We start from the raw sequence: 26,986 nt of genomic DNA on the forward strand, positions 1-26,986 counted from the left end.
AGTCGATTATAGTGAACTCATTTTTAATGTTTTTAGTACGAACAGGCATTTCTTTTCCTGTAGGTGCTTTAACATGGCTAATCAGTTATGTGGCATTTGACCAATATTTTATCCTATCTGTTCTATATGGAGCTGCGGCAACGGGAGTTTCTTATTTCATCACAGATGGAGTAATTAAACATCAATTAATGGTAAGGCAAGGTTTATCAAGAAAAGAATATAAATTTATTCAAACACAGCTAAAGGAAGCGAATGAGAAAATTAGTCGATTAAATCGACATGTTTTTGCTATCCGTCACTTTCCTTCTTTTAAGCAAAGAATCGATTTAATGAGAGTAACAAAGAAAATCTACCGATTAACAAAGGAAGAGCCGCGCCGTTTCTATAAAGCAGAGAAATTCTATTATTCGCATTTAGATTCATTAGTGGAAATCGCAGAAAAGTATGCCCTTTTATCTGCCCAGCCGAAGAAAAACAGAGCACTGCAGGCAACTTTAAATGATACAAGAAGAACATTAGAGCAGCTTTCTAGAACGCTGGAAGACGATCTTCATGGCATCCTATCAGATGATATTGATGATCTGCATTTTGAATTAGATGTAGTAAAGCATATTTCTAATAAGGAGAAGGACACTGATTTGTTAGATGAAAGCAGGCGGACTAAATGACAGATGAACGACAAATGAAAAACATTACAGATGATTATTTCTCCGATCCTTTAGGAGAAAGCAATAATTTGTTCATGCAAAAAGGCGAAACAGCTGAAACTGTTCGCCTTATTGATGTTTTATCTCCAGAAAATCAAAAACGAGCATATGAACTAGCCAATAAACTAGATCCAACCAATCACCGTACGATGATTGCTTACGGGGCAGCAGCGCAGAAAAAATTACTTTCTTTTTCCCATACAATGATTGAGCATGTGCAGCGCAAAGATGTTGGGGAAGTCGGGGATATCGTTAGTGATTTAATGGAAAAATTAAATGAAATCAATCCTGATGAATTACGAGTAGAAAAGAAGGGCTTTTTCCGCCGATTATTTAGCAAGCCTTCCAAAAGTGTCCATGAAGTTCTATCAAATTATCAAAAGGCAAGTGCCCAAATAGATCGGATGAGTGTGCGTCTCGAACGCAGTAAAAACGTATTGACTGCAGATATTCATTTATTAGAACAGCTTTATGAACATAATAAAACTTATTTTGAAGATTTAAATGTATATATTGCTGCAGCAGAAATGAAATACGAAGAAATGACGAAAAAGCTTATTCCGGAGCAAAAAAAACTTGCAGAAGAGTCCGGTGATCGAATGAAACTGCAAGAGGTAAATGATTTAATTCATTTTGCGGAATTACTAGAAAAACGTATTTATGATTTAAAAGTCAGCAGAGAAATTACCATACAAACAGCTCCACAAATCCGTTTGATTCAACATACGAACCGTACAGTTATTGATAAAATCCAGTCGTCGATCATGACATCAATCCCATTATGGAGAAACCAAGTTTCCATTGCTTTAACGCTTTTAAGGCAGCGTCATGCGATTGAAACACAAGCAAAACTGAATACAAGAAGAATGGATGCCAACGTAAAAGAGATGGCACAAATTGCCCAGGAAAACCGTCCCGCAATGGTCGAAATCGATTCGCTAAAAGAAACACAGCATAAACTGATGAGCTCATTAGAAGAGACACTACATATCCAAGAAGAAGGAAAACAGAAACGTAATCAAGCAGAACAAGAGATTACGGAAAGAGAAGGTAATTTAAAACAAGTGTTAGATACGGTTGACAGTAGGTATTAAAAAAACTAGATATACGGAATTTTGTTCCTTTTTTATGGAGACCAACCACATGAAATATAAAACTAATAAGTAGACCAAATAGCATAAGATTTGGTCTTTTCTTCTGCCAAAAGCGTAGTAAACTGACTAGGAAAGTTAATGAAAAAGGATATATACATATTCATAGCGAGGTTGAACTTATATGTCGTAATCCCACTTTATTAAGTGAGAAACCAGCAGGGATGAACTTTGAAGGATTATATAAAATTATTCCACACTAACTCAGCACTTGTAACGATTACTGATGTCGGTAACAACAACTTAGACAATGAGATAGTCACTGATTTATTGGAGATAGCTGATCATCTATTCATTGTTCTTGAGTTAGCCAAGTAGGCTCTATTCCAGTGATAATAGACTTCATGTAGCTCTGAAATAATGTTTGATTAAAAAATGTTATTGACTCCTTATTTAACAACGCAAACAAAAAATCCAATTTGAAGAAAGATTGATCAAAATGGATTTTCTTTTAATAACCTATGTTAAATTTTTTTATAAGAAAGTTTGATTATTTCTAGCTATTTATTCTACTATCGCACCCATTTGTTGAATATTTTAATAACTATTTATAATCCGGTTTACTGCTAGTTTGATGGTAAACCAAAATATTTGTTAGAAAGAGCATCTAGAGAAAAGGAATCCAGTTAATAATGATTGCTAAATAAGTCTTTTCAAGTATTGGAATAGAAAGAACTGTTTGCCAAGGGTATCCAGCCACTTAGGATTGCACCACCGTCTAAATGGTTACCTGCGACAAGGTTACCTTTATGTTGCGTAATAATTCTCTTTGAAATCGTCATTCCCAGCCCAATGCCCCCAGTTAAACGATTTCTCGATGCTTCCCCACGATATAATGGTTCAAAAACTCGTTGAAGCTCATCGGAAGAGAAACCCTCACCAGTATCTTTAATAGTAAAGGCCGCATTGTTATCACTCTTATAGCACTCTACAAAAATCTTCCCATGACAAGGTGTATGTCTGACCGCATTATCCAATAAATTGTTTATGGATCGCTCCAATAAGTGTGAATCACCAAGAACCACAAACTCTTCGCCAAATTGGTTTATAATGATCGATATATGCTTCTGTTTAGCTAGCTGGCTAACGTTGTCAATCGAATTCTGTATAACAATTGAAAGGTCTACCATATTTTCCTTGAATTCTATCTCCAATAATTCTGTCTTTGTAAATGTGAAAAGGTCTTCAACAAGTCGGTCCAATTGTACAGACTTCTCCTTACAAACCTGCAGATACTTTGCTTGTTTTTCAGGGGAGTCAGCAATACCTTGTTCTAAACCTTCCAAATAGCCCCGTAAGGCAAATAATGGTGTCTGTAAATCATGCGCAACAGCAGCAATCACAAATCTTCGTTCATTTTCTAATTCTACCTGTTTCTTAAATGATTTTTTCAAACTATCTACCATCACATGAAAACCGTCATGGACTTCAGCAATTTCTGAAATCTTTGAGGAAGGTAACTGGATATCCAAATCTCCTTCTGCAATCTGTCTAACACTTACGCTCATTTTCTCCAAAGGAATGAGAATATATCTCCGCATTGCATCGGCAACAATTAAAAAGGCCAATAGTAGACCAGTGATTATTGCAATAATTTGAGTCATTTTTGAATTGGCTTGAATGCCAAGATTGAACGATTTTGTTTCAAGAAAATGCCCCCCCACATAAAATATCCATGGGAAAATTAAGATAATAAATAAGCAGAGAATGGTGAACTTACGAATACGAATGTTTTTCATTTTACTCTCCTTTGAAACGATAGCCAATACCCCATACGTTGACGATAAATTGCGGATCATTCGGATCAGCTTCAATTTTCTCCCGTAGTCGGCTTAAATGTACACGAATTGTATGTTTATCACCAATTCCCTCCCAAAATTTTTTAAGTAATTGGTCGTAAGAAAATACAAATTTCGGATGTTCTGCAAACAATTGCAGCAAATCATACTCTTTTGGTGTTAGTGAGATGGACTGCCCTTCTACAAAAACTTCTCTTGTTGACAAATCCAACAAAAGCCTTCCATAATCCAAGACCTTTCTCTTCAATTCTTGCTGAGAACTGGAGCGCCTTAATACAGCCTTCACTCTTGCAACAATCTCACCCGGAGAAGCAGTTTTGACTATATAATCGTCTCCACCAAGTGCTAAGCCGCGAATCTTATCTACATCATCACTTAAAGCACTCAAAAAAAGAATCGGTACGTTGCTTTCCATACGAATTTGCCGACATAGCTCAAAACCATTTTGTCCGGGCATCATTACATCAAGAACAATGCAATCAATAACATTTTGCTCCAGTAGGACAAGTGCCTGAGTAGTGTCATTAGCAGTATTTACATAAAAGCCTTCATTCTCTAAGAAATCCCTCAATAGATCGACAATGCTTTTATCATCGTCAACAACTAGAATCGTATGTACTTCCTTCACGAAAATCCACCTCTCCTTATATACCACCATCTAAAAACGAATCTCACAATTAAATTCTATTCTAGTTTATCATTTTTTCTTTTTAAAATAATGTTTTGTGGGGGATTGTGATTATTTTGTGATTGTTTTATACCATCTTTTGAGATATTCAAAGGATATTCTTTCCTTATCGGTCTAAATTCTATTTTTAACGGAGGAAATATGTATGCATATCCAAATTGTGTTGTTTGATGGATTTGATTTATTAGACGCTATTGCACCTTATGAAGTGTTTACTGCTGCTGCAATGTACTCAAACGAGGAAGTAATTGTTAAACTTGTATCTGCTGAAGGCGAGCGTTTGGTGACAAGCGGCGTAAATCATTTACAAGTTCAAGCCAGTGATAAACTTGATTTAAGCCATAAAGGAATCATTCTTATTCCTGGAGCATCTGGGTCTGTTCATGATAATGGACCAGATTCGGTGCCATTTAAGTTAAAACAAGCAACGGAAACGGAATTAAATCATTTATTAAAAGAAGCCATGACGAAGCCAGATATTTTGCTAACCACAGTTTGCGGTGGCTCTTGCCTATTAGCTATGAGTGGTTTATTAGAGGGACGGCATGCCGTTACCCATCATATGGGAATGGAACTTTTAAGTGCCACAGGTGCTATTCCAGTTCATGCACGAGTCGTTGATGATAGTAATCTCATCACTGGGGGTGGTGTTACATCTGGATTAGATGTTGCCCTTTACCTAGTTGAACAAGAGTTAGGCTCCCAAATTGCACATGCTGTTGAGCAATTATTTGAATACGAACGAAGAGGGACTGTTTGGAAAGCTAAAGGAAATGTCCCTAATGTAAGTAAGCATGAAAATCAAGATGAAGAAACAAGAAAATCTTCCACTATTCAATCTTATGAAATATGGAATTTTCCAGGAAAATGGGATACCATCATTTCCACCCCTATAGGAAAGCTTCCTGTATTAATAGATATATCTACTAATGATGGACAAATAGTCGGAACTGCAAAGCAAGGAAAAGAGATTGTCCCTTTAGACAACCCTTTTCTTGTAGGAAATCAGTTAAAGTGGTCAATGAAAGTAGCGAAACCTATGAACCTTACTTTAAAGTTTATTGTTTCAATAGATGGAAACCAAATGGTGGGTGAGGCGAAGGCTGGTATGCTTCCCTCTTCAAAAGTAATTGGACATCGTCTTGATTAAAAGGAAATATAACTATGTATTTATTCCTTGTATTTATTCTTGTTAGGAAGCTTCCTTACTTTACCTTTTATCATTCATATAAATTTTTCTCGTACGGGCTATGAATAAAAAACAGTCCTTAAAACGACTTTGAACTTTATACGAAAAGTCATTATGCATTAGTTCTTTTGATAATTTCAGGAGGATGAATGACCTTTGGTTATTCATCTTATCCTTCAATCTTATGGGCAGGGATTGCAATCGTGCTGCTTGTCCTGATTGGCGGCGCGATTGCAATGATACATAGAAAACTGAAAAAGATTATTCTTTCAAAGTACCTTGAGAAGAAATTAATAGAAAATGTCTCAAAGATAAATGGTATAGCTGGATTACCTTCCTATTCATCATGGTCGCTGTTTTTATTATGACTAATCGCAGTTTATTTCCTAAACAGCAATGGAGGAAGAGCTAATGAAAAGATTCATTCGAATAGCCATTTTAATCATCCCAAGCCTATGGATACTTCATACATTGTCTAAGAATTTTATGGTTGATCCTACTTTTGAAAAATTTATTTCTAGAAAGGATCTTATTCTGACAAATAAATCCCTATGGATAGTAATGATTCGTATTCATATTTTGCTGGCTATTATTGCACTGTTCACTGGCCCATTAGGTGTGATAAAAAGAATACGCATAAAGTCTATCAAGTTTCACCGTTGGAATGGACGATTATATGTCCTGTCTATCATTTTAAATTTTATTCCCGGAGTTTATGTCTCTTTCTTTGCAACAGGGGGATGGCTAAGTACAATCGGGTTTCTAATTTTAAATACATTATGGCTCAGTACAACTATACTAGGGTTTTGGTATATCAAGAGAAAAAAAGTAATCCTACACAGTCAATGGATCATGCGAAGTTTTTTTCTTTCCTTTGCGAATATGACTATTTATATAATCGTAGCCATTACTCATAATGCATTGAATATTTCCTATGGAAATGCCTATACGATATCAGTCTGGTTATGTTGGATTCTTAATCTTTTAATTGCAGAGATAACAATTAAAAAAAATATACTTAATGGAAAGAATTGATTGTAAAAAAAATCATATGCTAAACTGCATCATTTTAATTCAAAACTGGCATATGCAGTCCTCATATAGTTTTTTCTCTAATTCCGCAAAAGGATCTTATATTACTAAAGAGGTCGTCAATAGTAGTTGACCTCTTTAGTAATTCTTAAAAACTTGTTAGCCGGTTCAAATTTTAATACAAGAGATACTTCAGAATCATATGTTTTTTTGTGTGAAATCCTCCGTTTAAATTGTCTTTTTATATATTGTTCAAGTAAAAAACAAGATTTAGTGAAAAAAACAAACTTTATGATACTTCTAGTATTCTTAATAAAGATATATATTTTACAGGGAAATTAAATTATTAATTTTTCTATAAATGAACATTTATTCTTTGTAATTTTTGATGTCTCAGTGGCTGATAATAGGCGCTTTCTAAATTTTCATTTAGATATTTTCACACTTGAAACTCTGTTTGGTTCTCATACTTACTGCGGAACTTTGCCTCCTTTATAAGGTATAAATGAAGAGTCTGCTACTAGTAAATCCAATGGTGCCCTTGCTTGTTATTTATTTAAGTATAAAAATACAGAAATGGAATGTGATATTCCTATTTTATGGAACAAGGTTATACTATGGAAAAGCCTTCAGAGATAATAGTTGAATTAATGGTTGAAGGTAAAGAAGTTAATGGGGTCAAAGTTGGAAGTTTATCGGAATTAATAGTTGAAATATAAATTCTAGTTAACGGATAATTGATTAAGAAAATAAACAAAGAATGATTGGATTATATTTCATATAGAATAAAAGTGATAAAACGAAAAAAGGTCAAAATAATCTTAAGGAGCAAGATTATTTTGATCTCTTTTAGTTAATCCATTAACTTCCCAAAGGAAATACGTTTATTTAAGAAATGCATAATAGGTATACCGATTGCCATGACAACAAATTCACCAATAGCTGTTGTTCCCCAAGTGATTAAGAAAGGGAACCCAAGTGCAAGATGCAATTGATAGGCAATAATAAACATATTAAAAGTAAATACAAGAGTGTTAATAATCATTCGTAGAAGATAACTCTTAACAAACTTGTTTATACCAATTGTGATTAACAAGCAAATAATAGAATGAGCAACTCCGAAAGTTAAATCATATAACTTAATAGTTGAAAGGAATAAGTTTGCTAAAAATACTCCTACTACAATTCCATAAATATATTTTTTGTTAAATACAACAAGATGATTAAATAATTCCGAAACACGATATTGAATGCTGCCAAAAGCAATCGGCGCAATCGCAATCGTAACAGCGACATACAATGCAGCCACTAAACCGTTCATCGCAAGTGTTTTTGTTTTCATTTTTTCTCTCCCTTAGTTTTTTTACGTGGGATGGTCTCGAACCACGTTATCCAATAACTTTCACACAATAAGTTATCATATAATAGGAGGTCTATGTTCGTCAATGGAATTTTATCCCGTGATGAGATAAGGTCAGGTGTTAAAGAAGAAGTAAAGAAGAAATTGTAAGTTATTGTATAATTAAGATTAAGTTACCTTTTATTAGACTGATATAGTTATATAAATGGTACGTAAGAATAGCGGATGGTAGCCAGCTAAATGTAGCAATTTTAATTTTGGAGATAAGATGCGATATGCTCTTTTTTAATGACCAAAGGTGGGATAAAGATTGCATAACAAACAGTGGAGTAAAGTAAAGAAGAAATTAGAAAGTTATATTTGCCATTGTCTAAAAAATAGAGTTGATTTTTATTTAACAAATTACCGTCGAACTCATGATCAAACAGGAAGAGCTTTTATAATTGTCGATAATAAAGAGGTTTTAAACATGTGCAGTATCATAGCAGAAAAGGCAGTTGTTAAAAAAGAAGATGAAATTAGAAATACCCAAAATATTAGATATGATGTTGATAACTATGAGCAAAATAGAGATATTCAAAGACAAGCAGCGGAACTAGTTATGGCGGAAGGGATTTTTGCTCAATATGATTTCTTCGATGCTGTTGAGGAATTTCTCCGATTGCCAATAGAACTAGCTTTAAAGTCAGATAATATGGTAATTAAAATTCTTTCCTTAATAGATAGAAGAGTCGGAAAAAGAACACTGCAAAAAATAAAAGAATCGATACATGAGGAAAAAGACATTGTACAATATTTCTTTCAACTAAGATATGAAGCAGAGGGGCTGAAGAAAAAATATTTATATGCAAGAGACTAATAGGAACAGAGAATCCGCCTCTATTCCCACAAACAAGCAGAAAAGCAACAGAGCCGAATCCCCTGCCCCCCCAAAACAAAATTGTAAAATCTATAAAAAAATTTCTCCCTGACTTCTTCCTGACACATAACTCTTTTATTCTATTACTTGTAAACAGCAAGACAATGAATCAAGTAAATTCATTAAAATAGAATAGAAAGAGGTTGAAGCAAAAAATGAAGAAAAGTATAAAGAAGTGGATTATTAGTGGAGTAACAGTTTTGGTAATAGGGACGGGGATTGGCTCTTATTATTATTTTAGCAATGATAATCAAACCGAAGTAAGAGCACAGGCTAGAACGCAGACAGCAACAGCAGAAGCTGGTGATGTTGAAATAGAGGTAAGTGGTACCGGAAGCATTGCAGCTATCAATAAAGAGACTTTCACTGCTGAAGGGAATGCAACGGTAGACGAGGTGTTAGTCGAAGCAGGGGATAAGGTGGAAGAAGGCGATGAGCTAGTAACGTTCGAGAATGATACGCTCGACCCAATTGTTGCAACTTTTTCTGGTGAAATCACAGCCCTAAATGTAGAGGAAGATGGCAATGTATCAATGGGAACAGAAATCGTTACCGTTACAGATTATGACAATCTAGAAATGGTAGTAAACGTAGATGAATTAGATATTTCGAAAGTAAAGGCTGGACAAGCTGTTAATGTAAAAGTGAGTGCACTGGAAGATAAAGAGTTTACTGGAAAAGTTACGAGTGTAGCAAAAGAAGCAAACAGTGACAGTACTAGTGTCGCAAAATATGCGGTTGCGGTGAAAATAACTAAGCCAAGTGGATTGCTGGTTGGGATGACAGCAGAAGCTACTATCACAACGGATAAAGCGGAAGATGTCGTGACGGTTCCTGTAGAAGCTGTACAAAAGGAAAATGATGAATATTATGTTCTAGTAGCAAATGGAACAACTACTAATGAAGATGGCACAAAGGAAACTGCCTCAACAAAACAAACGGTGGAAGTAGGATTACAAAATACTGAAGTTGCGGAGATTAAAAGTGGTTTAGAGGAAGGTACAACGGTAGTACTGCCAACATTTGAGTCATCAAGTGATAGTGAAGCACAAGGAATGTTCCCAGGTGGAGGCCAAATGCCAAATGGTGAAGGTAGAGGGCAAATGCCTGGAGGAGGCCAAGGCGGAGGAATGCCTGCCGGTGGGTTTGGAGGTAGAAATGAATGATAGAACAGCACGCAATTGTCGAAATAAAGAATGTCAAAAAGGAATATACACTTGGAGGAGAGACAGTAACGGCATTGGATAATGTAAGCTTTACAGTCAATAAAGGAGATTTTATTGCTATCATTGGGCCGTCTGGTTCAGGTAAATCAACGTTAATGAATATGATCGGTTGCTTGGATACCCCTGATTCTGGTGAATATTATTTGGACGGACAAAATGTTTTTTCGTTAAAAAGCAAACAGTTAGCAGAAGTGAGAAATCATAAGATTGGCTTTATTTTTCAATCCTTTAACCTGCTAACAAAACAGTCTGCCTTTGAAAATGTGGAGCTGCCCTTGGTTTATCGAGGAATCGGAAGTAAGGAAAGAAAAGAAATTGCCATGCAGGCATTGAAAAAAGTAGGATTACTGGAAAGAGCGGGACATAAACCAACAGAATTATCTGGTGGACAGCAACAGCGCGTGGCCATTGCCCGAGCTCTTGCGGGGAATCCGCCAATCCTGCTTGCTGACGAGCCGACTGGAGCGTTAGACAGTAAGACAGGAGTCGAGGTAATGAATTTAATGAAAGACCTAAATAGACAAGGACATACCATAATTTTAATCACCCATGATTTACAAATCGCTAAACAGGCTAAGCGAGTTATTCGCATTCAAGATGGTCGCCTAGCAGAGACAAAGGAGGTAGTTGTCTCTTGAAATTAGGACAAGCAATCAAGATAGCTTTTAAAAATATAGCAATGAATAAATTAAGAGCAGTGCTTACCATGCTGGGTATTATCATTGGTGTGGCAGCGGTTATTGCTTTAACCTCATTAGGAATGGGAGCCTCCAATTCTGTTTCCGATGACATTGCCGGCTTAGGAACGACAACAGTTTCTGTGAATTTATCGGGAAACTCTAGTGAGGAAGAGGTTGTTGATTATGATGAACTAATGGCATTTGCGGAATTTGACGAAGTAAAGGCTGTTTCACCAACAGTGACAACATCTAGTACGCTTAAAAATGGAACGACATCAAGCTCTGGAGTTACTGTTACAGGTGTTACTACTTCTTATGAAGAGGTACAGGATATTACTTTACAGTCCGGAAGAAATGTCATGGACATTGACTTGGATAATCGCAATAAAGTAGTGGTGCTGGGATATAATATAGCATCCGAGTTATTTGGATTTACAAATCCAGTCGATAAAACCGTTCAAATTGATGGAACAACATTTAAAGTAATCGGAGTACTTGCTGAAAAAGGGGAAGAGTTAACTGGATCTGTAGATGATTCTGTTCTCATTCCATTTACAACAGCACAACGCTTTATCGGTCAAACCTATGTAACTTCAGCAACAGTGCTTATGACGGATGAGGATTCAGTTGAAATGGGAATGGCAAAAATGAAGCAAGAATTATACAATCAGTTTGATGGAGATGAAACTTCTTATTCTGTGCGAAATCAATCATCTGTATCGGAGGCTCTCGATTCGGTTTCCAATACGATGACATTGTTATTAGCCGGCATAGCCAGCATTTCCTTAATCGTTGGTGGAATCGGAATTATGAATATCATGCTTGTTTCGGTTACAGAAAGAACAAGGGAAATTGGGATTAGAAAAGCGATAGGTGCTCGGAAAAAAGATATCATGCTCCAATTTTTAATTGAAGCCATTGTACTTAGTGCATTAGGCGGAATTTTAGGAGCAGCTATTGGAATCGCTAGTGCAGACATATTGTCGAGCACATTAGAGATGACTTCCCAGATTACTTGGTGGATCGTCGGTGGTTCCGTTAGTTTCTCTGTATTAATTGGCATTATCTTTGGGATTTTTCCAGCAAACAAAGCATCTAACTTAAGTCCCCTTGAAGCATTAAGATATCAATAAGAGGAGTAGATCAGCTGGATAGAAGGCTGATCTATTTTTTCTCCTGATAATTATCGGTATAATGGATTTCATTAGTAAAAAATAAAGCATAAGGAAAAGATGATGAAAAAGATTCTAATTGTGGAAGATGAACTAGCAATTTCTATGGTTTTAGGAGCATATTTAGAAAATGCAGGCTATGATGTAGATTATGCTTATAATGGAGAAGAGGCTTTACAGAAGCTAGAGGAAGAAACTCCTGCCCTTATTCTATTAGATATTATGATGCCATATGTAGATGGCTGGAGCGTTCTTTCGTTTATTCGTAAGAAATCGGCATGTCCTGTTATTATGCTTACAGCTTTATCAGATACAGAGCAAAAACTAAAAGGGTTTGAAAATGGAGCGGATGATTATATTACCAAGCCGTTTGTAGGGGAGGAAGTCATCGCCCGTGTCCAAGCGGTACTAAGAAGATCCTCCCATTATCAAGAAGATGAGAGAGTGAAATACTATGGCGATTTAAAAATAAATTATGTCTCCCATCAAGTTTTTCTTAATGGAATTGAGGTTCCCTTCACTCCGCGAGATCTTTCTGTCTTTCTCTTTTTAGCAAGCAATCCAAATCAAACATTTACAAGGGATCAGCTTCTGGATCATGTATGGGGAAATGACTATGATGGAAGTGATCGGGCGGTTGATCTAGCGATTAAAAGAATAAGGAAATTATTAAATGGGTGGGATCCAAAAGATGGCGAAATTAAAACATTACGCGGATTGGGCTATCAATTTTATATTCAGGAAAAACAATAAAGAAAAAACGCCTCTTCTATATTATTGGACAAAAAGATATTTGCTGACATTATGTGGAGGTCTTTTGATTATCGGGATTATTTCAATTTTGTGGATTCGCCATAATGCTTTGGAAAATCGCTTAGAATTAACAAAATTAGTTGCCCAGGAAATAGCGGAGCATGCTAATGAAATGGGAGAAGGCAGATTGAAGGATATTCGTCTGCCATTTTTGCAGGATAGACAGAAGTTTATCAATGAAGGGCAGCCACTAGATGTTTTTCTAAAAGATGCTGCCGGTAATATACGCTCTATGAATCAGAACTTCCCACCAGACTCTCGCGAAAAACAGCAGCTAATTGAGTCTTTGCCCTTAGTCAGTGAATTAACGATTAAAAAGGTCACACTCTGGAATAATCAAAAAGCATCCGTTGTCATAGCACCTATTATTAAGGATGGGACGCCAACAGGTTCAGTCTATATTATTCAGCCGCATAATCAGCTACAGCATTTAAATAAAGAAGAATATCAATTACTGGGATTATTGCTTCTTAGTTTGGCGCTGCTAGGCTGGTTCGTTATTTATTCTTTATCTAAAAAGATGGCAAAGCCGGTTGAAGAGGTTGCCAACGCTGCTCAACAATTAATGAATGGTAACTATCATATTACATTAAATGAAGAAGTGCAGGAAAAAGAGTTACACCAATTGATGCTGTCTTTTAACGAAATGACTAAGCGGCTCTATGCATTGGAAAGTTTACGGACACAATTGCTCGCAGGAGTTACCCATGAATTAAAAACACCGATCACCTCTATCAGTGCTTTAATTCAAGCTGTCAATGACAATGTCATTCCAGAAAAGAAGAAAAGCCAATTTTTATCGATGAGTTTAAAGGAAGCTGGCAGACTGCAAAGCATGGTAGAGGATTTACTAGATTTTAATAGCTTTAGTGCTGGTTCAATTAAAGTGAATAAGGAAAAGCTGAATGTACAGGCGACTTTAAAAGAAATTATTTATCAATGGGAAATTGTCCATACGGACTCTTTGTCCTCTGCGAAACTTACCTTTATAAATCCAGAAAAGCCGATTTTCACCATGCTTGATAGTGTTCGTTTTCAACAAATTATCGTAAATTTATTAAATAATAGCTTACATGCTATCAAGGGGAAGCAGGGTGGAAAAATAACAATCCGTTTAACACATGATAATCAGAACATCAAAATTTTAGTAGAAGATAATGGCTATGGCATACCAGAAGAAGAACAGGCTTATATTTTTGAACGATTTTATCGAGGGAAAAATAAGAAAGATATCGAGCGTGGGCTCGGCTTAGGATTGCCATATAGTCTTCTCCTCGCAAAAGCACAGGGAGGACATTTATCTTTACAAAATTCAGATGGTAGATCTACAATATTTCTATTACAATTTCCAATACTTACTTAAAAAAAAAGGGGGCTGTTCGGAATGACAGTTCAAGAAGAAAAATATTGCAAGGAATCATTAGTAGTAAAAACAAGCCGAATATTCCCAATTGATACAAATAATCATAATTCCTTATTTGGTGGGAAACTGATGAGTTATATAGATGATGTGGCCTCTATTTCTGCATCGAGACATTCAAGAAGCGATGTAGTCACAGCCTCAACGGACTCCGTTGATTTCCTGTTTCCTATTCGCCCGACAGATTCCGTATGTCTAGAATCCTATGTTACACATACAGGAAAATCATCGATGGAAGTTTTTGTGAAGGTAATAGCAGAAAATTTAAAAACAGGGGAAAGAAAGCTTGCTGCTACGTCTTTTTTAACCTTTGTTGCATTAGATGAGAACGGCAAGCCAAGACGGGTTCCTAAAGTAATCCCCCAGTCCGAGGAAGAAACTATGCTTTATAACACAGCAGAACAACGCGTAAAAATCCGTAAAGATAGAAGAGAGCATAGTAAAGCATTTGCAAGTGTTATTAGTACAGATATGCCTTGGGGATAAGTTGACCCTGTTTTGGCTGATAAATGGTAAGTTTGGCTGATAAGTCGAAGAGTTTGGCTGATAAATCGTAAGTATGGCTGATAAGCCGTAGAGTTTGGCTGATAAGTAGTAAAGTTTGGCTGATAAGTAGTAGGGTTTGGCTGATAAGTAGTAAAGTTTGGCTGATAAATGGTAAGTTTGGCTGATAAGTCATAAGTTTGGCTGATAAGTCGTAAGTTTGGCTGATAAGTCGTAAGTTTGGCTGATAAATGGTAAGTTTGGCTGATAAGCCGTAGAGTTTGGCTGATAAATCGTAAGTTTGGCTGATAAGCCGTAGAGTTTGGCTGATAAGTTGTAAGTTTGGCTGATAAATCGTAAGTTTGGCTGATAAGCCGTAGAGTTTGGCTGATAAGTTGTAAGTTTGGCTGATAAGTAGTAGAGTATGGCTGATAAATGGTAAGTTTGGCTGATAAGTAGTAGAGTATGGCTGATAAATGGTAAGTTTGGCTGATAAGTAGTAAAGTTTGGCTGATAAATCGTAGAGTTTGGCTGATAAGTCGAAAAGTTTGGCTGATATCAGCCAAACTCAGACCCTCTACATTCAATTTGAGTGTAGAATTCTATTAATCTCAGAAAAAATGCTAAAAAATCACTAAAACAACGATAAAATAGACAATTTGACAACGAAACTACCCCGTTTCCACCACACCCACAAAGCGAATAAGCTCCACTCAACCTCCCCATATTAGAAAGTAATGCCCAATCAATTGCTATCTTTTCTTTCATCCAATCCTCAAACTAAATTAAATTTCCCCCCAACAAATGTCCAATATGCTGAACAACCAATCATTCCTAATCATTTCGAAGTACGAAGAAAAGTGTCAGAATATATTAACTTTTTAGAAAATATACTGTTAAATTTTCTGACAATATAAAAGACACTTGTCTAGAAGAAGATTATAATCCAAACATGGAACAGGAGCAATTGGGAAAATATCCTGTAGTTTCATAGATAAAAAGACAATGATAGGGGGCATATTATGTTATCCAAAAAAGTACTTTCTTTCGCGATGACTGCAACATTAGCTTTAGGATTTATGAGTGGTTGTGCTTCAAACGCAAACTCGGATTCAGGAGATTCAGGAGACAAAAAAGTAATTAAAATTGTTACACAATCACCACTATCTGGAGGTAGCGCTACATTAGGGGAAGCAATTAAATTAGGAGCGCAGCTGGCTATTGATCAACAAAAGGATAAGTTTGCTGAATTAGGATTCGAACTTAAATTAGATGCACAGGATGATCAGGGAGATCCGAAAAAAGGGGTTGCAAATGCTAACTTAGTGGTTGCGGATAAATCTGTGTTAGGGGTAGTCGGTCACTTAAACTCAGGTGTTTCCATTCCAGCATCTGAAGTTTATGAAAAAAATAATCTTGTAAGTGTATCTCCGGCAAGTACAGCCACTGACTATACGGATCGCGGTTTAAAAACAGTGAGCCGTGTTGTTGCCCGTGATGATTTCCAAGGTCCTGCTGGGGCACAATATGCTGTGGAAACTTTAGGGGCAAAGAAAATTTTTGTTGTTCAAGATAAAACAGCTTACGGTTCAGGTCTAGCAGATGCCTTTAAAGAGGCAGCGGAAGATTTAGGAGCTGAAGTTGTTGGTTATGAGGGAATTACCGTTGGTGAAAAAGACTTTAACGGTGTTTTAAACCAAGTAGCCTCTAAAAAACCTGATCTAATCTATTACGGTGGCCTTTATGCAGAAGGGGGAATTTTGGTAAAGCAAGCACGTGAAAAAGGATTAGATATCCCATTCATGGGTGGAGACGGTTTAGACTCATCTACTTTTGTTGAAATCGCAGGAGATGCTGTGAAAAATACCTTCATTACTTCCGTTGCCGGTGATACAACCCAATCAGAAGAAGGAACGAAATTTGCTGAAGATTATAAAGCAGCATTCAGCAAAAACATTGAGTCCTATTCTGCCTATGCATACGACTCTGCAGCAGTTTTATTAGCAGGCATTGAAAAAGCAATTAAAGAGAATGATAACAAATTACCAACTCGTGAAGAGGTTACCAAAGCTGTGCGTGCTACACAAGATTACAAAGGGGTAGTGACAGAAGTTGGATTTGATGAGAAAGGAGATAATAAATTCGCAAAAATCTTTATTTATAAATTTGATGAAGCCAAATACCCAGCTACATTAGATGGAGAAATTAGCCAATAAACGAGTAAATAAAAAGGACATGGATATCAACCGTCCTTTTTATTTGCAAAGAACTAAATGCCGGAAATTAATCTTAGCTATTTAGTAGATAGAAATCAGCATATATGGTGATTTCGTCAATAGAAAGAATCTGTTGAGTAACCGTAGCGGGAAATCTTTCATCTTATGCCGTTAAACTCTATCTACTAAAACCATTAAATCAAAAGTGTGGGGAAGAGAATGCTAACTGAAATTTTACAAACATTACCGCAAGTTTTAATTGATGGATTAACATTAGGAGCAGTGTATGCCGTTATTGCATTGGGATACACAATGGTTTATGGAATATTAGAATTGATAAATTTTGCTCATGGGGAAATATTTATGTCAGGAGCATTCATTGGCACGGCCATCTTAATTACTTTAACAAGTCTAGGATGGACTTCGATGCTGCCTGCTGTACTTTCCTTAATTGTCATGCTCCTAATTACTAGTCTCATCACAGGTTTTTTAGGAATGGGAATCGAAAGAGTGGCTTATCGTCCACTCCGAAAAGCACCAAAGCTAATTGCTCTTATCTCAGCCATTGGTATCTCCTTTTTACTACAGGATATCGTTCGATTCATCACAGAATTATTCAAAGGGAATTACATAATTACTTCGCCTAATCTATTTTCTGACAAAATAAATATCGGATCTGTTTTCGGTTCTCATGCTGCAAGTTTTAAAAGCTCGTTTTTAGTTGTTATTATAGTAGCCGTTATTTTGATGGTAGGATTAGATTTTTTTGTTAACAAAACAAAGTGGGGCATGGCGATGAGAGCCGTGGCGCAAGATAGAGACACAGCATCTTTAATGTCTATTAATGTGAACAAGGTTATCTCAGTTACTTTCTTCGTAGGATCTGCTTTAGGCGGCGCCACTGGTGTATTATTTGCTGTTCAATATGGAACAATCGATCCGTACATTGGATTTATACTAGGACTTAAAGCTTTTACTGCCGCAGTTTTAGGCGGAATTGGCAATATACGCGGAGCAATGCTCGGCGGTATGTTAATTGGACTGATTGAAATGTTCACAGCAGCGAATCTGTCGGTTATCACAGGCGGGATTATGGGAGCAGAATATAAAGATGTTGTTGCATTTGCCATATTGATTATCGTCCTTATTTTTAAACCAGAAGGCTTATTTGGCAAAGCCGTAGCAGAGAAAGTGTAGGTGGAAAAGATGGCTAACATGATTAAAACCATCCAAACAAATAAAGTTGCCCAAATTATTCTTTTCTTTGCGTATGTATTGGTGACTACTGCTGCATTGGCTTTCTCGCAAAAATCAGTGATTGCTTTTTTACTATTATTGTTATCGCTATTACTCCTATATTATATGAATCTCGGAAATAAAATGAAGTGGGGAATTGCTTTACTTATCTTAGTGATTGTTCTCCCGGTTTCAGCTAGTCAAGGACCATCCTATCAAGCATATATGGAAGTAGCAACTATGGTAGGGATTTATGTTTGTATGGCTTTAGGGCTGAATATCGTTGTTGGTCTTGCAGGGTTGCTTGATTTAGGATTTGTTGCTTTCTTTGCTGTTGGCGCCTACACATATGGCGTGTTTGCGACAGCACAAGCGAATAACTTCATGCCCTTTGGAACATATCCATTGTCCGGAAATAGCTTTTGGTTTTTTATTATCATTGGTTTATTTGTAGCGGCTCTATTTGGGGTTTTATTAGGGATTCCAGTATTAAGAGTAAAAGGAGATTATTTGGCTATTGTTACATTAGGTTTTGGGGAAATAATCCGGATTGTGTTTAATAACTTAGATAAGCCAGTAAATATCACGAATGGAGCGATGGGGCTGCCAAGTATTCAACAGCCTGAACTATTTGGTATTACTTTGTCACAGCCGAACCAATTCTATTATATTGTGCTAGTTATGTTTATTATTGTAATTTATGCTGTGACTAGAATGGAACATACAAAATTAGGCCGTTCTTGGAAGGCGGTCAGAGAAAATGAGATTGCTGCACAAGCGATGGGAATTCCCCTTGTAAAAACAAAGTTGACGGCATTTGCTATTGGGGCATCGTTTTCCGGAATGATGGGAGTTGTGTTTGCCGCAAAGCAAATGTTTGTGGATCCAACAAGTTTCACTTACTTAGAATCTACGACCATTCTTGTTATGGTCATCCTTGGAGGAATGGGAAGTGTGCCAGGTGTTATTCTGGGAGCGGCAGTTGTAACGATATTAAACTTACAGGTGCTAACCGAATTAACGGGGTGGCTAAGCCAAGTAACCACTATTCCTGATGCCTTATCTCCAGCAAAAATGCAAAGATTTATCTTCGGTGCCCTTTTAATTATTATGACCTTATATCGTCCACAAGGATTAATACCGGCAAAAAATAAAAAGGTTAATGTCAAGAAATTAAAAGAGAGCATAACAGAAAAGCAGGAGTCTACTATATTGCTTAAGGAGGGGCACAAGTGAATATACTCGAAGTGAAAGGATTGACGAAAAAGTTTGGTGGACTTGTTGCGAATTCCAATATTGATATGTCTGTCGAGAAGAATTCCATCACAGCGGTAATAGGACCGAATGGAGCGGGAAAAACGACTTTTTTCAATATGATAACAGGGGTGTATAAACCGACATCTGGGGAAATTCTCCTTGACGGAAAAACAATTGCCGGGCTTAAGCCGCATGTCGTAGCGAAACAAGGAATTTCCAGAACCTTTCAGAATATCCGCCTTTTCAGTGATATTACCGTATTGGAAAATGTCATGGTCGGAATGCATAACCATATCAAAGGCAGCTTGGTTGGGACATTGCTTCAATTGCCAAAGGCTAAACAGGAGGAAGAGAAAGCAATGAAAGAGGCATATCGCCTATTAGAATATGTTGGGCTTGCTGATCTATTAAATGAAGCAGCGGCAAATTTATCATATGGAGCACAACGGAGATTAGAAATTGCTCGGGCTCTAGCTACAAAGCCTAGCGTTTTATTATTAGATGAGCCTGCTGCTGGTATGAACCCGAAGGAAACAAGTCTATTAACCGGTTTAATTCAAGATATGTGTAAGAAATATGATTTGACCATTATTTTAATTGAACATGATATGAAGCTGGTGATGGAAATTTCAAACCATATCATCGTATTGGATCATGGAGAAAAAATTGCAGAAGGTGGTCCGGAAGAGATACGTTCCAATCCGAAAGTAATTGAAGCCTATTTAGGAAAAGGAGCAGTATCACTTGCTTAAAGGGGGAAGCAGCATGGAAAAGATACTTGAATTAACGGATATTGAAGCTTGGTATGGAGGAATTCAGGCATTAAAAGGAATTAGTTTACATGTTGATAAAGGAGAGATCGTTACCCTCATTGGAAGTAATGGTGCTGGCAAATCGACGACCCTTAAATCTATTAGCGGCCAGGTTCCAATCAAAAAAGGCAGTATTCTTTTTAATGGAAAAGATATTGCTAATATAGCAGCACATAAGACAGCCGTTTTAGGGATTTCCCAAGTGCCAGAAGGAAGGCGGATTTTTCCTAAGCTATCTGTACGAGAAAATCTATTAATTGGGGCTTTTGCTGTAAAGGATAAACAATTAACGGAAGCAAGAATGCAAAAAGTATTTGAGTATTTTCCGAGATTGAAAGAACGAGTCGAGCAAAAAGGAGGAACCATGAGTGGTGGCGAACAGCAAATGCTGGCAATAGGGCGAGCGCTTATGATGCAGCCAGAAGTCCTAATGTTGGATGAACCATCCATGGGCCTTGCGCCCATTATTGTCGAGCAAATCTTTGAAATTATTAAAGAGCTCAATAACCAAGGAATGACAATTTTATTAGTAGAACAGAATGCCTTCCAAGCATTGCAAATTGCCAGTAGAGGGTATGTCATTCAAACAGGAGAAATTGTATTAGAAGGAACAGGAGCAGAGTTGATTACCAATAAACAAGTGCAGGAAGCTTACTTAGCTTAATGACAGAGAAAAAGGAGAAGGCTTTTTACGAGACCCTTCTCCTTTTTTATGATTGAATTAATTATTTAAGAATTTTACACATACTGGTTCTGGTGCTTCTATCTCTGATTGCAATAAAGTTAGTTTTCCAGTAACTGTATCTCTTTCAAATAAAGTAAGGGTATCCGATTGTTCATTGGATGCAAGCAAGAATTGTTCTGTTGGATCTAGAACGAAATCTCTTGGCCAGTTTCCTTCTGTTGAAGTTCTGTCAATAAAGGTTAATTGACCAGTTTCCCCATTTACTTGGAAAATCGCAATTGAATTATGGCCGCGATTTCCTGCATAAACATAGTTTCCGTCTGAAGAAAGATGGATAGCACTTCCTTGGCTATTTTCCGTAAAATCAATCGGTAGTGTAGAAATGTATTGTAATTCCTCAAATGCTCCAGTTTCAGCGTTAAAAGATAATGCAATGACTTCATTGCTTAATTCTGTCATGACATAAGCAAATTTGCCATTAGGATGGAAGGCGATATGTCTTGGACCACTTCCAGGTTTAACGGATAAACTGCTAACTTCTTCTAGCTTTCCATCAACAAGCTTGTACGTATCTACTCGGTCTGTTCCTAAATCAACAGAAACAGCATATTGATCATTAGGACTGAATCCAGCAAAATGCATATGAGGTTTTTCTTGGCGAGCTGGATTTGGGCCTGTCCCTGTATGCTCGATGATAGATGCAGCACTGCTTAATGAGCCATCTGTATGTACCGGATAGGATTCGGCAGTTCCTTTATGATAGTTTGCAGATAGAACAAGCGTTTTGTCTGCATTTACACTTACATGGCAAGGAGATGCTCCTTCCGAATATTCGCTGTTAATAAGGGCAAGACTGCCATCTGAATGAATAGAGTAAGCAGAAACACCACCTAAAGAGCCTTCTTTACCGACAGCGAATAAATGCTGATTATCGATTGTAACCGTTAAATAGGTAGGGTTTTCAATTTCAGCCACTAGAGAAACATCTGTGATTTTTTTCGCTTCTGTGTCTAATACAAATGAATAAATACCTTTACTAGTCTTTTTTGTATATGTGCCAATGTAGCCAGTGAATTTTGTCATAAACAGATCTCCTTTAACATTTTTACAAAATTAATACTATTTATTAATTATAGCACGAGCCTAATCAAAACGTACAAATTAGAGTCTGTCTATTTAAATAAAAGTATTAGTTAGTTCTATTTTCCCGAAATTGCTTACTTGAAACAAGAGGGAATTTTCAGCTGTTTGAAAGGGAGCGCTTGTAAGAATGGATGCGTTTTTTGAATCTTTCATGGGATGATAGGAATAAAACAACCTTGTTTTTCCAAATGGCAGAGGAAATATAGTACTGCTACCGGTGAGGGTGTTATCTACATAAAATCAAACGAATATATAATTAATTAATATATTAATTAAATAAAGATAAAAAACATTTATTGTTTATTTTTGTAATCTAAAATAGTATTTATTAAGGGACATAAACATAGGATAGTAAGTAGATTAGTTTTGATAATTATATGAATATTACCATGAAATATGGTTTTTTTATTGTTTAAGGATTGGGAATATAGTAAGCTAATGGGGAGTAGGGTAAGATAGAAGTTAAGAAAGGGGTGGAAATATAGTTAATTTAAAAGTTAATCTTAATTAATTGATTAAATATTAGTATCATCGAAAGGCATCCATATTGTACCCCATTTTACATAAAAAATCTGAACGTTCACTTTGGTTCTGTACATCACAAGACTTCCTATCAAAAAATGTAGATAAGATGGGATTTATTATGGATAGAAATGTATGCGTTTACAAACGAAAGCAGTGAAGGGGAGAATGAAACGGTGAAGTGTGTTATAAAAAAAGGGTTATTTTTTTTGTTGGTCATAATCGTACTATTTCCATGGCCTTATGAAAAGGAGAAACAGGTAAAGGCAGAAGGCTCTCAAACTGATTCGATCGAATTTCAGCATGTTTCCGTTCACGACCCGTCCATCATTAAAGGGAATAATGGCTCTTATTATGTTTTTGGATCACATATAGCAGCAGCCAAATCAACGGACTTAATGAATTGGACTTCTCTGGTGACAAGTGAATATCAAACGCCAGAAAATAATCCAATCTATGGGAATTTGTCTGAAAATCTTGCAGAGTCTTTTAAATGGGCAGGGGAAAATGATGCAGATAGCACTGGGGGTTATTCTGTATGGGCTCCTGATATTTTTTGGAATAAAGATTATGCTTGGGATGATGGTTCAAAGGGAGCTTATATGTTGTATTATAGTGTATCTTCTACCTATATTCGTTCAGCGATAGGCATTGCTGTATCGAAGAATATAGAGGGGCCTTATGATTATAGGGATACTATTATATATTCTGGTTTTACCAATTTTGAAACGACTGATAATAAGAGTGTGATTAATAAACATTGGGAAAATACGAATATCGCAGATTTGATTGCAGACGGTACTTTAGATAATGTAAATCCAGATTGGTTTACAAGTGAGGGAAATTATAATAACGCCCTTTATACGAATGCGATTGATGCAAATATTCTCTATGATGAGAATGGAGATTTATGGATGACATATGGTTCCTGGTCAGGTGGAACGTTTATTTTGCCGCTAGATAAGAAAACTGGTGTACCCATTTATCCTGGAAAGGATGGAAAAACCTCGGATGGCAGAATAGTTGATCGATATTTCGGTACGAAGATTGCTGGGGGATATGGAAGATCTGGGGAAGGAACATATGCTGTTTACGATAAGGAAACAGGGTATTACTATCTTTACATTACGTACGGTGGATTAGCTTCTGACGGTGGTTATCAAATGAGGCAGTTTAGATCAAAAAAGATTGATGGCCCGTATGAAGACGCCGCTGGTAATGCTGCTGTTTTTCCAGAAAGCTTTAATTTAGGACCAGGGAATTTCCCGAGCAATGATGATCATAAAGAAATTGGGAATAAAATGATGGGGAATTTCTTGTTTAAAAGAGATCTTGGAGAAGAGGGCAGTGGGATAGGAACAGGATATATGTCACCAGGACATAATTCTTATTTGATAGACGAAGAACTTGGTAAAGAGTTTATTGTGACACATGCTCGATTCCCTCAGCAAGGAGAACTGCATCAAGTGCGTGTCCATCAAACCTTTAAAAACAAGGAGAAATGGCCAGTGCCAACTCCATTTCAATATGCGGGTGAAACAATAGAGACTGTGTCTGAGAAAGATATTGTTGGTGATTATAAGTATATCAATCACGGCAAAGAGATTACGGGGAAATTAACAGAATCGCAATGGATTAAATTAAATGCAGATAAGACAGTTTCCGGTGCTGTAAGTGGGACATGGAAGCTATACGATGATTACAGAGTCGAAGTTGAGATAGAAGGACAAATATATGATGGCGTATTTATTCGTCAATATGATCCTGCAGCCGCGAAATGGGTGATGACCTTTAGTGCTATGTCTGGTGAGGGAGTCGTAATTTGGGGAAGTCGTGTGGATAGTAAATCAAACCAAGAAGTGGTAGCAAGTGTGAAAGCGGAACTAATTAAGGCCATTCCGACCGAGGCAATCAAGGATATCTCCTTGCCAACTCAAGCAGCGCAAGGTACAGCCATTGTCTGGGAATCTTCACAGCCAGAAATCATTTCCAATGATGGGATTGTAACAAGACCGCCATTTGGTTCTGAAAATGCTGATGTAAAATTAACAGCAACTATTACTTTAGGGGATGCGAAAGAAACATTGTCTGTCATGGTTCATGTATTAGCAGAAGAGGAAGGGAGATTAACTGCCTATTATGATTTTAATGATGGGTTTGCAGATCGATCTGGTAATCAAGCCGATGCAATAGTAACAGGTGATCGCATTCACAATACAGGCGGGGAAGTTACGTTTGCAAAGGGTATTGCAGGGAATGCTGCTAAATTTAACGGAGAATCTGGACTTAAATTGGCAGATGGTTTAATTGCAAGTAATAAGTATTCCATATCACTTTGGATGAAACCGGAAGAAATCACGGAATTTACAACGACTTTCTTCGGCGCGAGAACAGAGAATAATTGGATTAGTCTTGTGCCGAATGCACAGAATGTGACAAAGGTATGGTCCCATAATAGTGACCAATGGTATGATGCGGTATCTGACTCTATAATCCCAAAAAATGAATGGACACATTTCGGATTTACGGTAAATGAAGGAGAAGCAAAGGTTTACATTAATGGAGAGGAAAAATTTTCTGATGGGAATTTTCCAGATGTCTTTACAACCGTTAATGCCCAATTTAGTTTAGGTGTAAACTATTGGGACATGCCCTTTAAAGGTTTAATGGATGAAGTACGCGTATATGATGGAATTGTTCTTACAGAAACCGAAATGCAATCACTTTTTGAAAATCCAGGAGCAGAAGAGCCAGGAGCAGAAGAACCGGGAGCAGAAGAGCCAGGAGCAGAAGAACCGGGAGCAGAAGAGCCGGGAGCAGAAGAACCGGGAACAGATAAGCCAAGTGCAGAAAATCCGCAGACTGACAACACAGGGAAAACATTACCGAACACTGCAACAAACGAATATAATTGGATAATCGGAGGATTATTCCTGTTGGTAGCGGGCTTAAGTATATCCTTGGTTATACGAAAACGGGCCATAAAAGGGGAATAAATCATGATGGACCACTTAATTTCTGCAGTGATTAAGTGGTTCTTCGTTTTTAGAATGGTAGATGGGGAAATAAAATACTCTTTCAGCATTATTTCTAGTGAAAAAGTTAAACAAATTAGCCACAAGAGAGGGAAGTTGGTTGATGGTTTTTTCAGAAAATAATCACAATAGTGATTGTGGAAAAATGGAGAGGTTATCAACTTAATTACTAACAAGGTAAATGGCGGAAATTAAAGTATTCCACAGGGTTATCCACATTATCAACAGAATTAGGTTTTGGTTATCCACAAAAATGTAAGGGTTTTAAAAAGGGGGAGGAAGAGAATGATGTAAGCCATCTCTTCCTTTAAACGTTTATTTAGTATCTTTTCTATTAGCTGCTCGATCAGCCATTTTAAATTCATGTTGATAGGTTACGGCTTGCATACTAGATAGTGTGTGCTTTGGTTTTTGCTTTTTCTTCCCTTCCATATCACAACAATCCTTTCCATTTTTTCTACTATGTTCTTTATTCTTCCCTAGTTATATAAATTAGATTCAAAATGCGAAGGTAAATTAGTTGAGAGGCAAAAGTATGCCTTTCCACCTTTTATGTGCTACATTTGAAATAGATAAAGTTCGCATGGGATGATTTAGAGAAGGCGAAAAATAGATAACGTGGTGATTGGAATGATTATAAGCAAAATAACAAGACAGAAGGAATTGAATGACCGTTATAATATTTTTACCCTGAAGCAGGGAAAAGATGTGTATGCATTTAGCGTAGATGAAACAGTTCTAATTAAATATAAGCTGCGAAAAGGGATGGAGCTGGATTCGCTCTTATTAAATGAAATCCAATATACAGACGAAATAAGAAAAGGATATCATATGGCCGTTCGGTATTTGTCTAAGGTAAAAAGAACGGAAATGGAAGTAAGGAAGCATCTCTCCGCTAAAATGGAAAATGATGCATTGGTTGCAGAGGTAATGACAAAGTTAAAGGAAATGAAATTCATCGATGATGAGGATTACGCTTTTTCCTATGTTCGCACTCAACGGAATACGACAACCAAAGGAGCAGAAACGATTAAACGAGAATTAAGGGAAAAAGGGATCCAGCGGGAATTAATCGAACGTTCGATGGAGGAGCTTTCCTATGAGGATCAAATGCAAGCAGCGAAGAAAATTGTTGCAAAATTTTTGGCTGGCAAGAAAAAGGATTCTAAGAAGATTATCATCCAGAAATTAGAGCAGACTCTTGTTAGAAAGGGATATACCTCTGATATTATCCAACAAGTAAAAAGGATGCCGGAGATTGTGGAAATGGATACAGATGAATTAGAAACCGTTCGTATCCATGGGGAGAAGGCAAGAAGAAAATTTGCCAAGTTCACTGGATATGAATTCAAGCAAAAAATGAAGCAGTTCTTATACCGTAAAGGATTCTCTATGGATCTTATCGAACAGTATTTAGACGAAATAGAAAATGAAGACTAAT

26 protein-coding genes and 1 riboswitch are annotated in these 26,986 nt (G+C 36.8%); of the genes, 20 read left to right on the plus strand and 6 right to left on the minus strand.

The window, feature by feature from the left end:
• Positions 1–11: 11 nt before the first annotated feature.
• Positions 12–668: a 5-bromo-4-chloroindolyl phosphate hydrolysis family protein gene (locus tag NSQ92_RS01460; protein ID WP_047944660.1), complete on the plus strand. Its 657-nt coding sequence runs from the start codon at positions 12–14 to the stop codon at positions 666–668.
• Positions 665–1,801 (plus strand): toxic anion resistance protein, encoded by a 1,137-nt coding sequence (locus NSQ92_RS01465; protein ID WP_341152293.1) that lies wholly within the window; start codon positions 665–667, stop codon positions 1,799–1,801. Before NSQ92_RS01460 ends, NSQ92_RS01465 begins: the two co-directional genes overlap by 4 nt.
• A gap of 710 nt (positions 1,802–2,511) precedes the next feature.
• Here NSQ92_RS01465 and NSQ92_RS01470 read toward each other — a convergent pair.
• Positions 2,512–3,597 carry a sensor histidine kinase gene (locus NSQ92_RS01470; RefSeq protein ID WP_144580299.1) on the minus strand — a complete coding sequence of 362 codons (1,086 nt, stop codon included), beginning with the start codon at positions 3,595–3,597 and terminating at the stop codon, positions 2,512–2,514.
• Between the two features lies 1 nt (position 3,598).
• Positions 3,599–4,285: a response regulator transcription factor gene (locus NSQ92_RS01475; protein WP_095259215.1), complete on the minus strand. Its 687-nt coding sequence runs from the start codon at positions 4,283–4,285 to the stop codon at positions 3,599–3,601.
• Between the two features lie 205 nt (positions 4,286–4,490).
• On the opposite strand from NSQ92_RS01475, the gene NSQ92_RS01480 reads away from it, so the two are divergent.
• From NSQ92_RS01480 to NSQ92_RS01490, 3 genes are all read left to right on the plus strand, one after another.
• Positions 4,491–5,495 carry a DJ-1/PfpI family protein gene (locus tag NSQ92_RS01480; RefSeq protein ID WP_341152294.1) on the plus strand — a complete coding sequence of 335 codons (1,005 nt, stop codon included), beginning with the start codon at positions 4,491–4,493 and terminating at the stop codon, positions 5,493–5,495.
• A 188-nt stretch (positions 5,496–5,683) separates the two neighbouring features.
• Positions 5,684–5,902, plus strand: a complete 219-nt coding sequence (locus NSQ92_RS01485) for a hypothetical protein (RefSeq protein WP_235850136.1) — start codon at positions 5,684–5,686, stop codon at positions 5,900–5,902.
• Between the two features lie 43 nt (positions 5,903–5,945).
• On the plus strand, positions 5,946–6,569 hold the full coding sequence (locus tag NSQ92_RS01490; protein WP_341152295.1) for a DUF2306 domain-containing protein: 624 nt from the start codon (positions 5,946–5,948) through the stop codon (positions 6,567–6,569).
• 850 nt (positions 6,570–7,419) lie between these two features.
• Here the strand turns inward: NSQ92_RS01490 and NSQ92_RS01495 are convergent.
• A complete protein-coding gene (locus NSQ92_RS01495) occupies positions 7,420–7,908 on the minus strand; it encodes a QueT transporter family protein (protein WP_341152296.1) in 489 nt (162 codons plus the stop codon).
• Positions 7,909–7,914: 6 nt separating this feature from the next.
• Positions 7,915–7,959, minus strand: a riboswitch (PreQ1 riboswitch).
• A gap of 277 nt (positions 7,960–8,236) precedes the next feature.
• Here NSQ92_RS01495 and NSQ92_RS01500 point away from each other — a divergent pair.
• The 7 genes from NSQ92_RS01500 to NSQ92_RS01530 all read left to right on the plus strand — a co-directional run bounded on the left by NSQ92_RS01500 (position 8,237) and on the right by NSQ92_RS01530 (position 14,642).
• Positions 8,237–8,785 carry an SF0329 family protein gene (locus tag NSQ92_RS01500; RefSeq protein WP_144580307.1) on the plus strand — a complete coding sequence of 183 codons (549 nt, stop codon included), beginning with the start codon at positions 8,237–8,239 and terminating at the stop codon, positions 8,783–8,785.
• Positions 8,786–9,000: 215 nt separating this feature from the next.
• Positions 9,001–10,011 carry an efflux RND transporter periplasmic adaptor subunit gene (locus tag NSQ92_RS01505; RefSeq protein WP_336044960.1) on the plus strand — a complete coding sequence of 337 codons (1,011 nt, stop codon included), beginning with the start codon at positions 9,001–9,003 and terminating at the stop codon, positions 10,009–10,011.
• Positions 10,008–10,709, plus strand: coding sequence for an ABC transporter ATP-binding protein (locus NSQ92_RS01510; protein WP_047944656.1), 702 nt, complete (start codon positions 10,008–10,010; stop codon positions 10,707–10,709). Before NSQ92_RS01505 ends, NSQ92_RS01510 begins: the two co-directional genes overlap by 4 nt.
• Entirely contained in the window at positions 10,706–11,884 is a 1,179-nt protein-coding gene (locus tag NSQ92_RS01515) for an ABC transporter permease (RefSeq protein WP_336044959.1), read from the plus strand. The genes NSQ92_RS01510 and NSQ92_RS01515 overlap by 4 nt, the downstream gene beginning before the upstream one ends.
• 102 nt (positions 11,885–11,986) lie before the next feature.
• Entirely contained in the window at positions 11,987–12,676 is a 690-nt protein-coding gene (locus NSQ92_RS01520) for a response regulator transcription factor (RefSeq protein WP_047944654.1), read from the plus strand.
• The gene (locus NSQ92_RS01525; protein WP_176473301.1) at positions 12,615–14,099 is read left to right on the plus strand and encodes a HAMP domain-containing sensor histidine kinase; all 1,485 of its coding nucleotides are present in this window, start codon (positions 12,615–12,617) and stop codon (positions 14,097–14,099) included. Before NSQ92_RS01520 ends, NSQ92_RS01525 begins: the two co-directional genes overlap by 62 nt.
• A 21-nt stretch (positions 14,100–14,120) precedes the next feature.
• Positions 14,121–14,642, plus strand: coding sequence for an acyl-CoA thioesterase (locus NSQ92_RS01530; RefSeq protein WP_047944652.1), 522 nt, complete (start codon positions 14,121–14,123; stop codon positions 14,640–14,642).
• Here NSQ92_RS01530 and NSQ92_RS01535 read toward each other — a convergent pair.
• Positions 14,543–15,205, minus strand: coding sequence for a hypothetical protein (locus NSQ92_RS01535; RefSeq protein WP_341152297.1), 663 nt, complete (start codon positions 15,203–15,205; stop codon positions 14,543–14,545). The two genes, NSQ92_RS01530 and NSQ92_RS01535, sit on opposite strands and share 100 nt — an antisense overlap.
• 456 nt (positions 15,206–15,661) lie before the next feature.
• Between NSQ92_RS01535 and NSQ92_RS01540 the strand changes: the two genes are divergently transcribed.
• From NSQ92_RS01540 to NSQ92_RS01560, 5 genes are all read left to right on the plus strand, one after another.
• Entirely contained in the window at positions 15,662–16,855 is a 1,194-nt protein-coding gene (locus NSQ92_RS01540) for a branched-chain amino acid ABC transporter substrate-binding protein (RefSeq protein WP_047944650.1), read from the plus strand.
• A 219-nt stretch (positions 16,856–17,074) separates the two neighbouring features.
• Positions 17,075–18,052 carry a branched-chain amino acid ABC transporter permease gene (locus tag NSQ92_RS01545; protein WP_047944649.1) on the plus strand — a complete coding sequence of 326 codons (978 nt, stop codon included), beginning with the start codon at positions 17,075–17,077 and terminating at the stop codon, positions 18,050–18,052.
• Between the two features lie 9 nt (positions 18,053–18,061).
• Positions 18,062–19,327: a branched-chain amino acid ABC transporter permease gene (locus tag NSQ92_RS01550; protein WP_047944648.1), complete on the plus strand. Its 1,266-nt coding sequence runs from the start codon at positions 18,062–18,064 to the stop codon at positions 19,325–19,327.
• Positions 19,324–20,100 carry an ABC transporter ATP-binding protein gene (locus tag NSQ92_RS01555; protein WP_336044958.1) on the plus strand — a complete coding sequence of 259 codons (777 nt, stop codon included), beginning with the start codon at positions 19,324–19,326 and terminating at the stop codon, positions 20,098–20,100. Before NSQ92_RS01550 ends, NSQ92_RS01555 begins: the two co-directional genes overlap by 4 nt.
• A gap of 13 nt (positions 20,101–20,113) precedes the next feature.
• Positions 20,114–20,824 (plus strand): ABC transporter ATP-binding protein, encoded by a 711-nt coding sequence (locus NSQ92_RS01560; protein WP_047944670.1) that lies wholly within the window; start codon positions 20,114–20,116, stop codon positions 20,822–20,824.
• A gap of 57 nt (positions 20,825–20,881) precedes the next feature.
• On the opposite strand, the gene NSQ92_RS01565 is transcribed toward NSQ92_RS01560, so the two are convergent.
• Positions 20,882–21,928, minus strand: a complete 1,047-nt coding sequence (locus tag NSQ92_RS01565) for a lactonase family protein (protein WP_172865025.1) — start codon at positions 21,926–21,928, stop codon at positions 20,882–20,884.
• Between the two features lie 758 nt (positions 21,929–22,686).
• On the opposite strand from NSQ92_RS01565, the gene NSQ92_RS01570 reads away from it, so the two are divergent.
• A complete protein-coding gene (locus NSQ92_RS01570) occupies positions 22,687–25,506 on the plus strand; it encodes a lipocalin-like domain-containing protein (RefSeq protein ID WP_341152298.1) in 2,820 nt (939 codons plus the stop codon).
• 3 nt (positions 25,507–25,509) lie between these two features.
• The gene (locus tag NSQ92_RS01575) at positions 25,510–25,668 is read left to right on the plus strand and encodes a hypothetical protein (RefSeq protein WP_251688091.1); all 159 of its coding nucleotides are present in this window, start codon (positions 25,510–25,512) and stop codon (positions 25,666–25,668) included.
• A 192-nt stretch (positions 25,669–25,860) separates the two neighbouring features.
• On the opposite strand, the gene NSQ92_RS01580 is transcribed toward NSQ92_RS01575, so the two are convergent.
• Positions 25,861–25,977: a YfhE family protein gene (locus NSQ92_RS01580; RefSeq protein ID WP_082138460.1), complete on the minus strand. Its 117-nt coding sequence runs from the start codon at positions 25,975–25,977 to the stop codon at positions 25,861–25,863.
• 198 nt (positions 25,978–26,175) lie between these two features.
• Between NSQ92_RS01580 and recX the strand changes: the two genes are divergently transcribed.
• Entirely contained in the window at positions 26,176–26,985 is an 810-nt protein-coding gene (gene recX, locus NSQ92_RS01585) for a recombination regulator RecX (protein WP_047944928.1), read from the plus strand.
• The last annotated feature ends 1 nt before the right edge of the window (position 26,986 follow it).

The organism is Niallia sp. FSL M8-0099 (assembly GCF_038006945.1).
Lineage (GTDB): Bacteria > Bacillota > Bacilli > Bacillales > Cytobacillaceae > Niallia > Niallia circulans.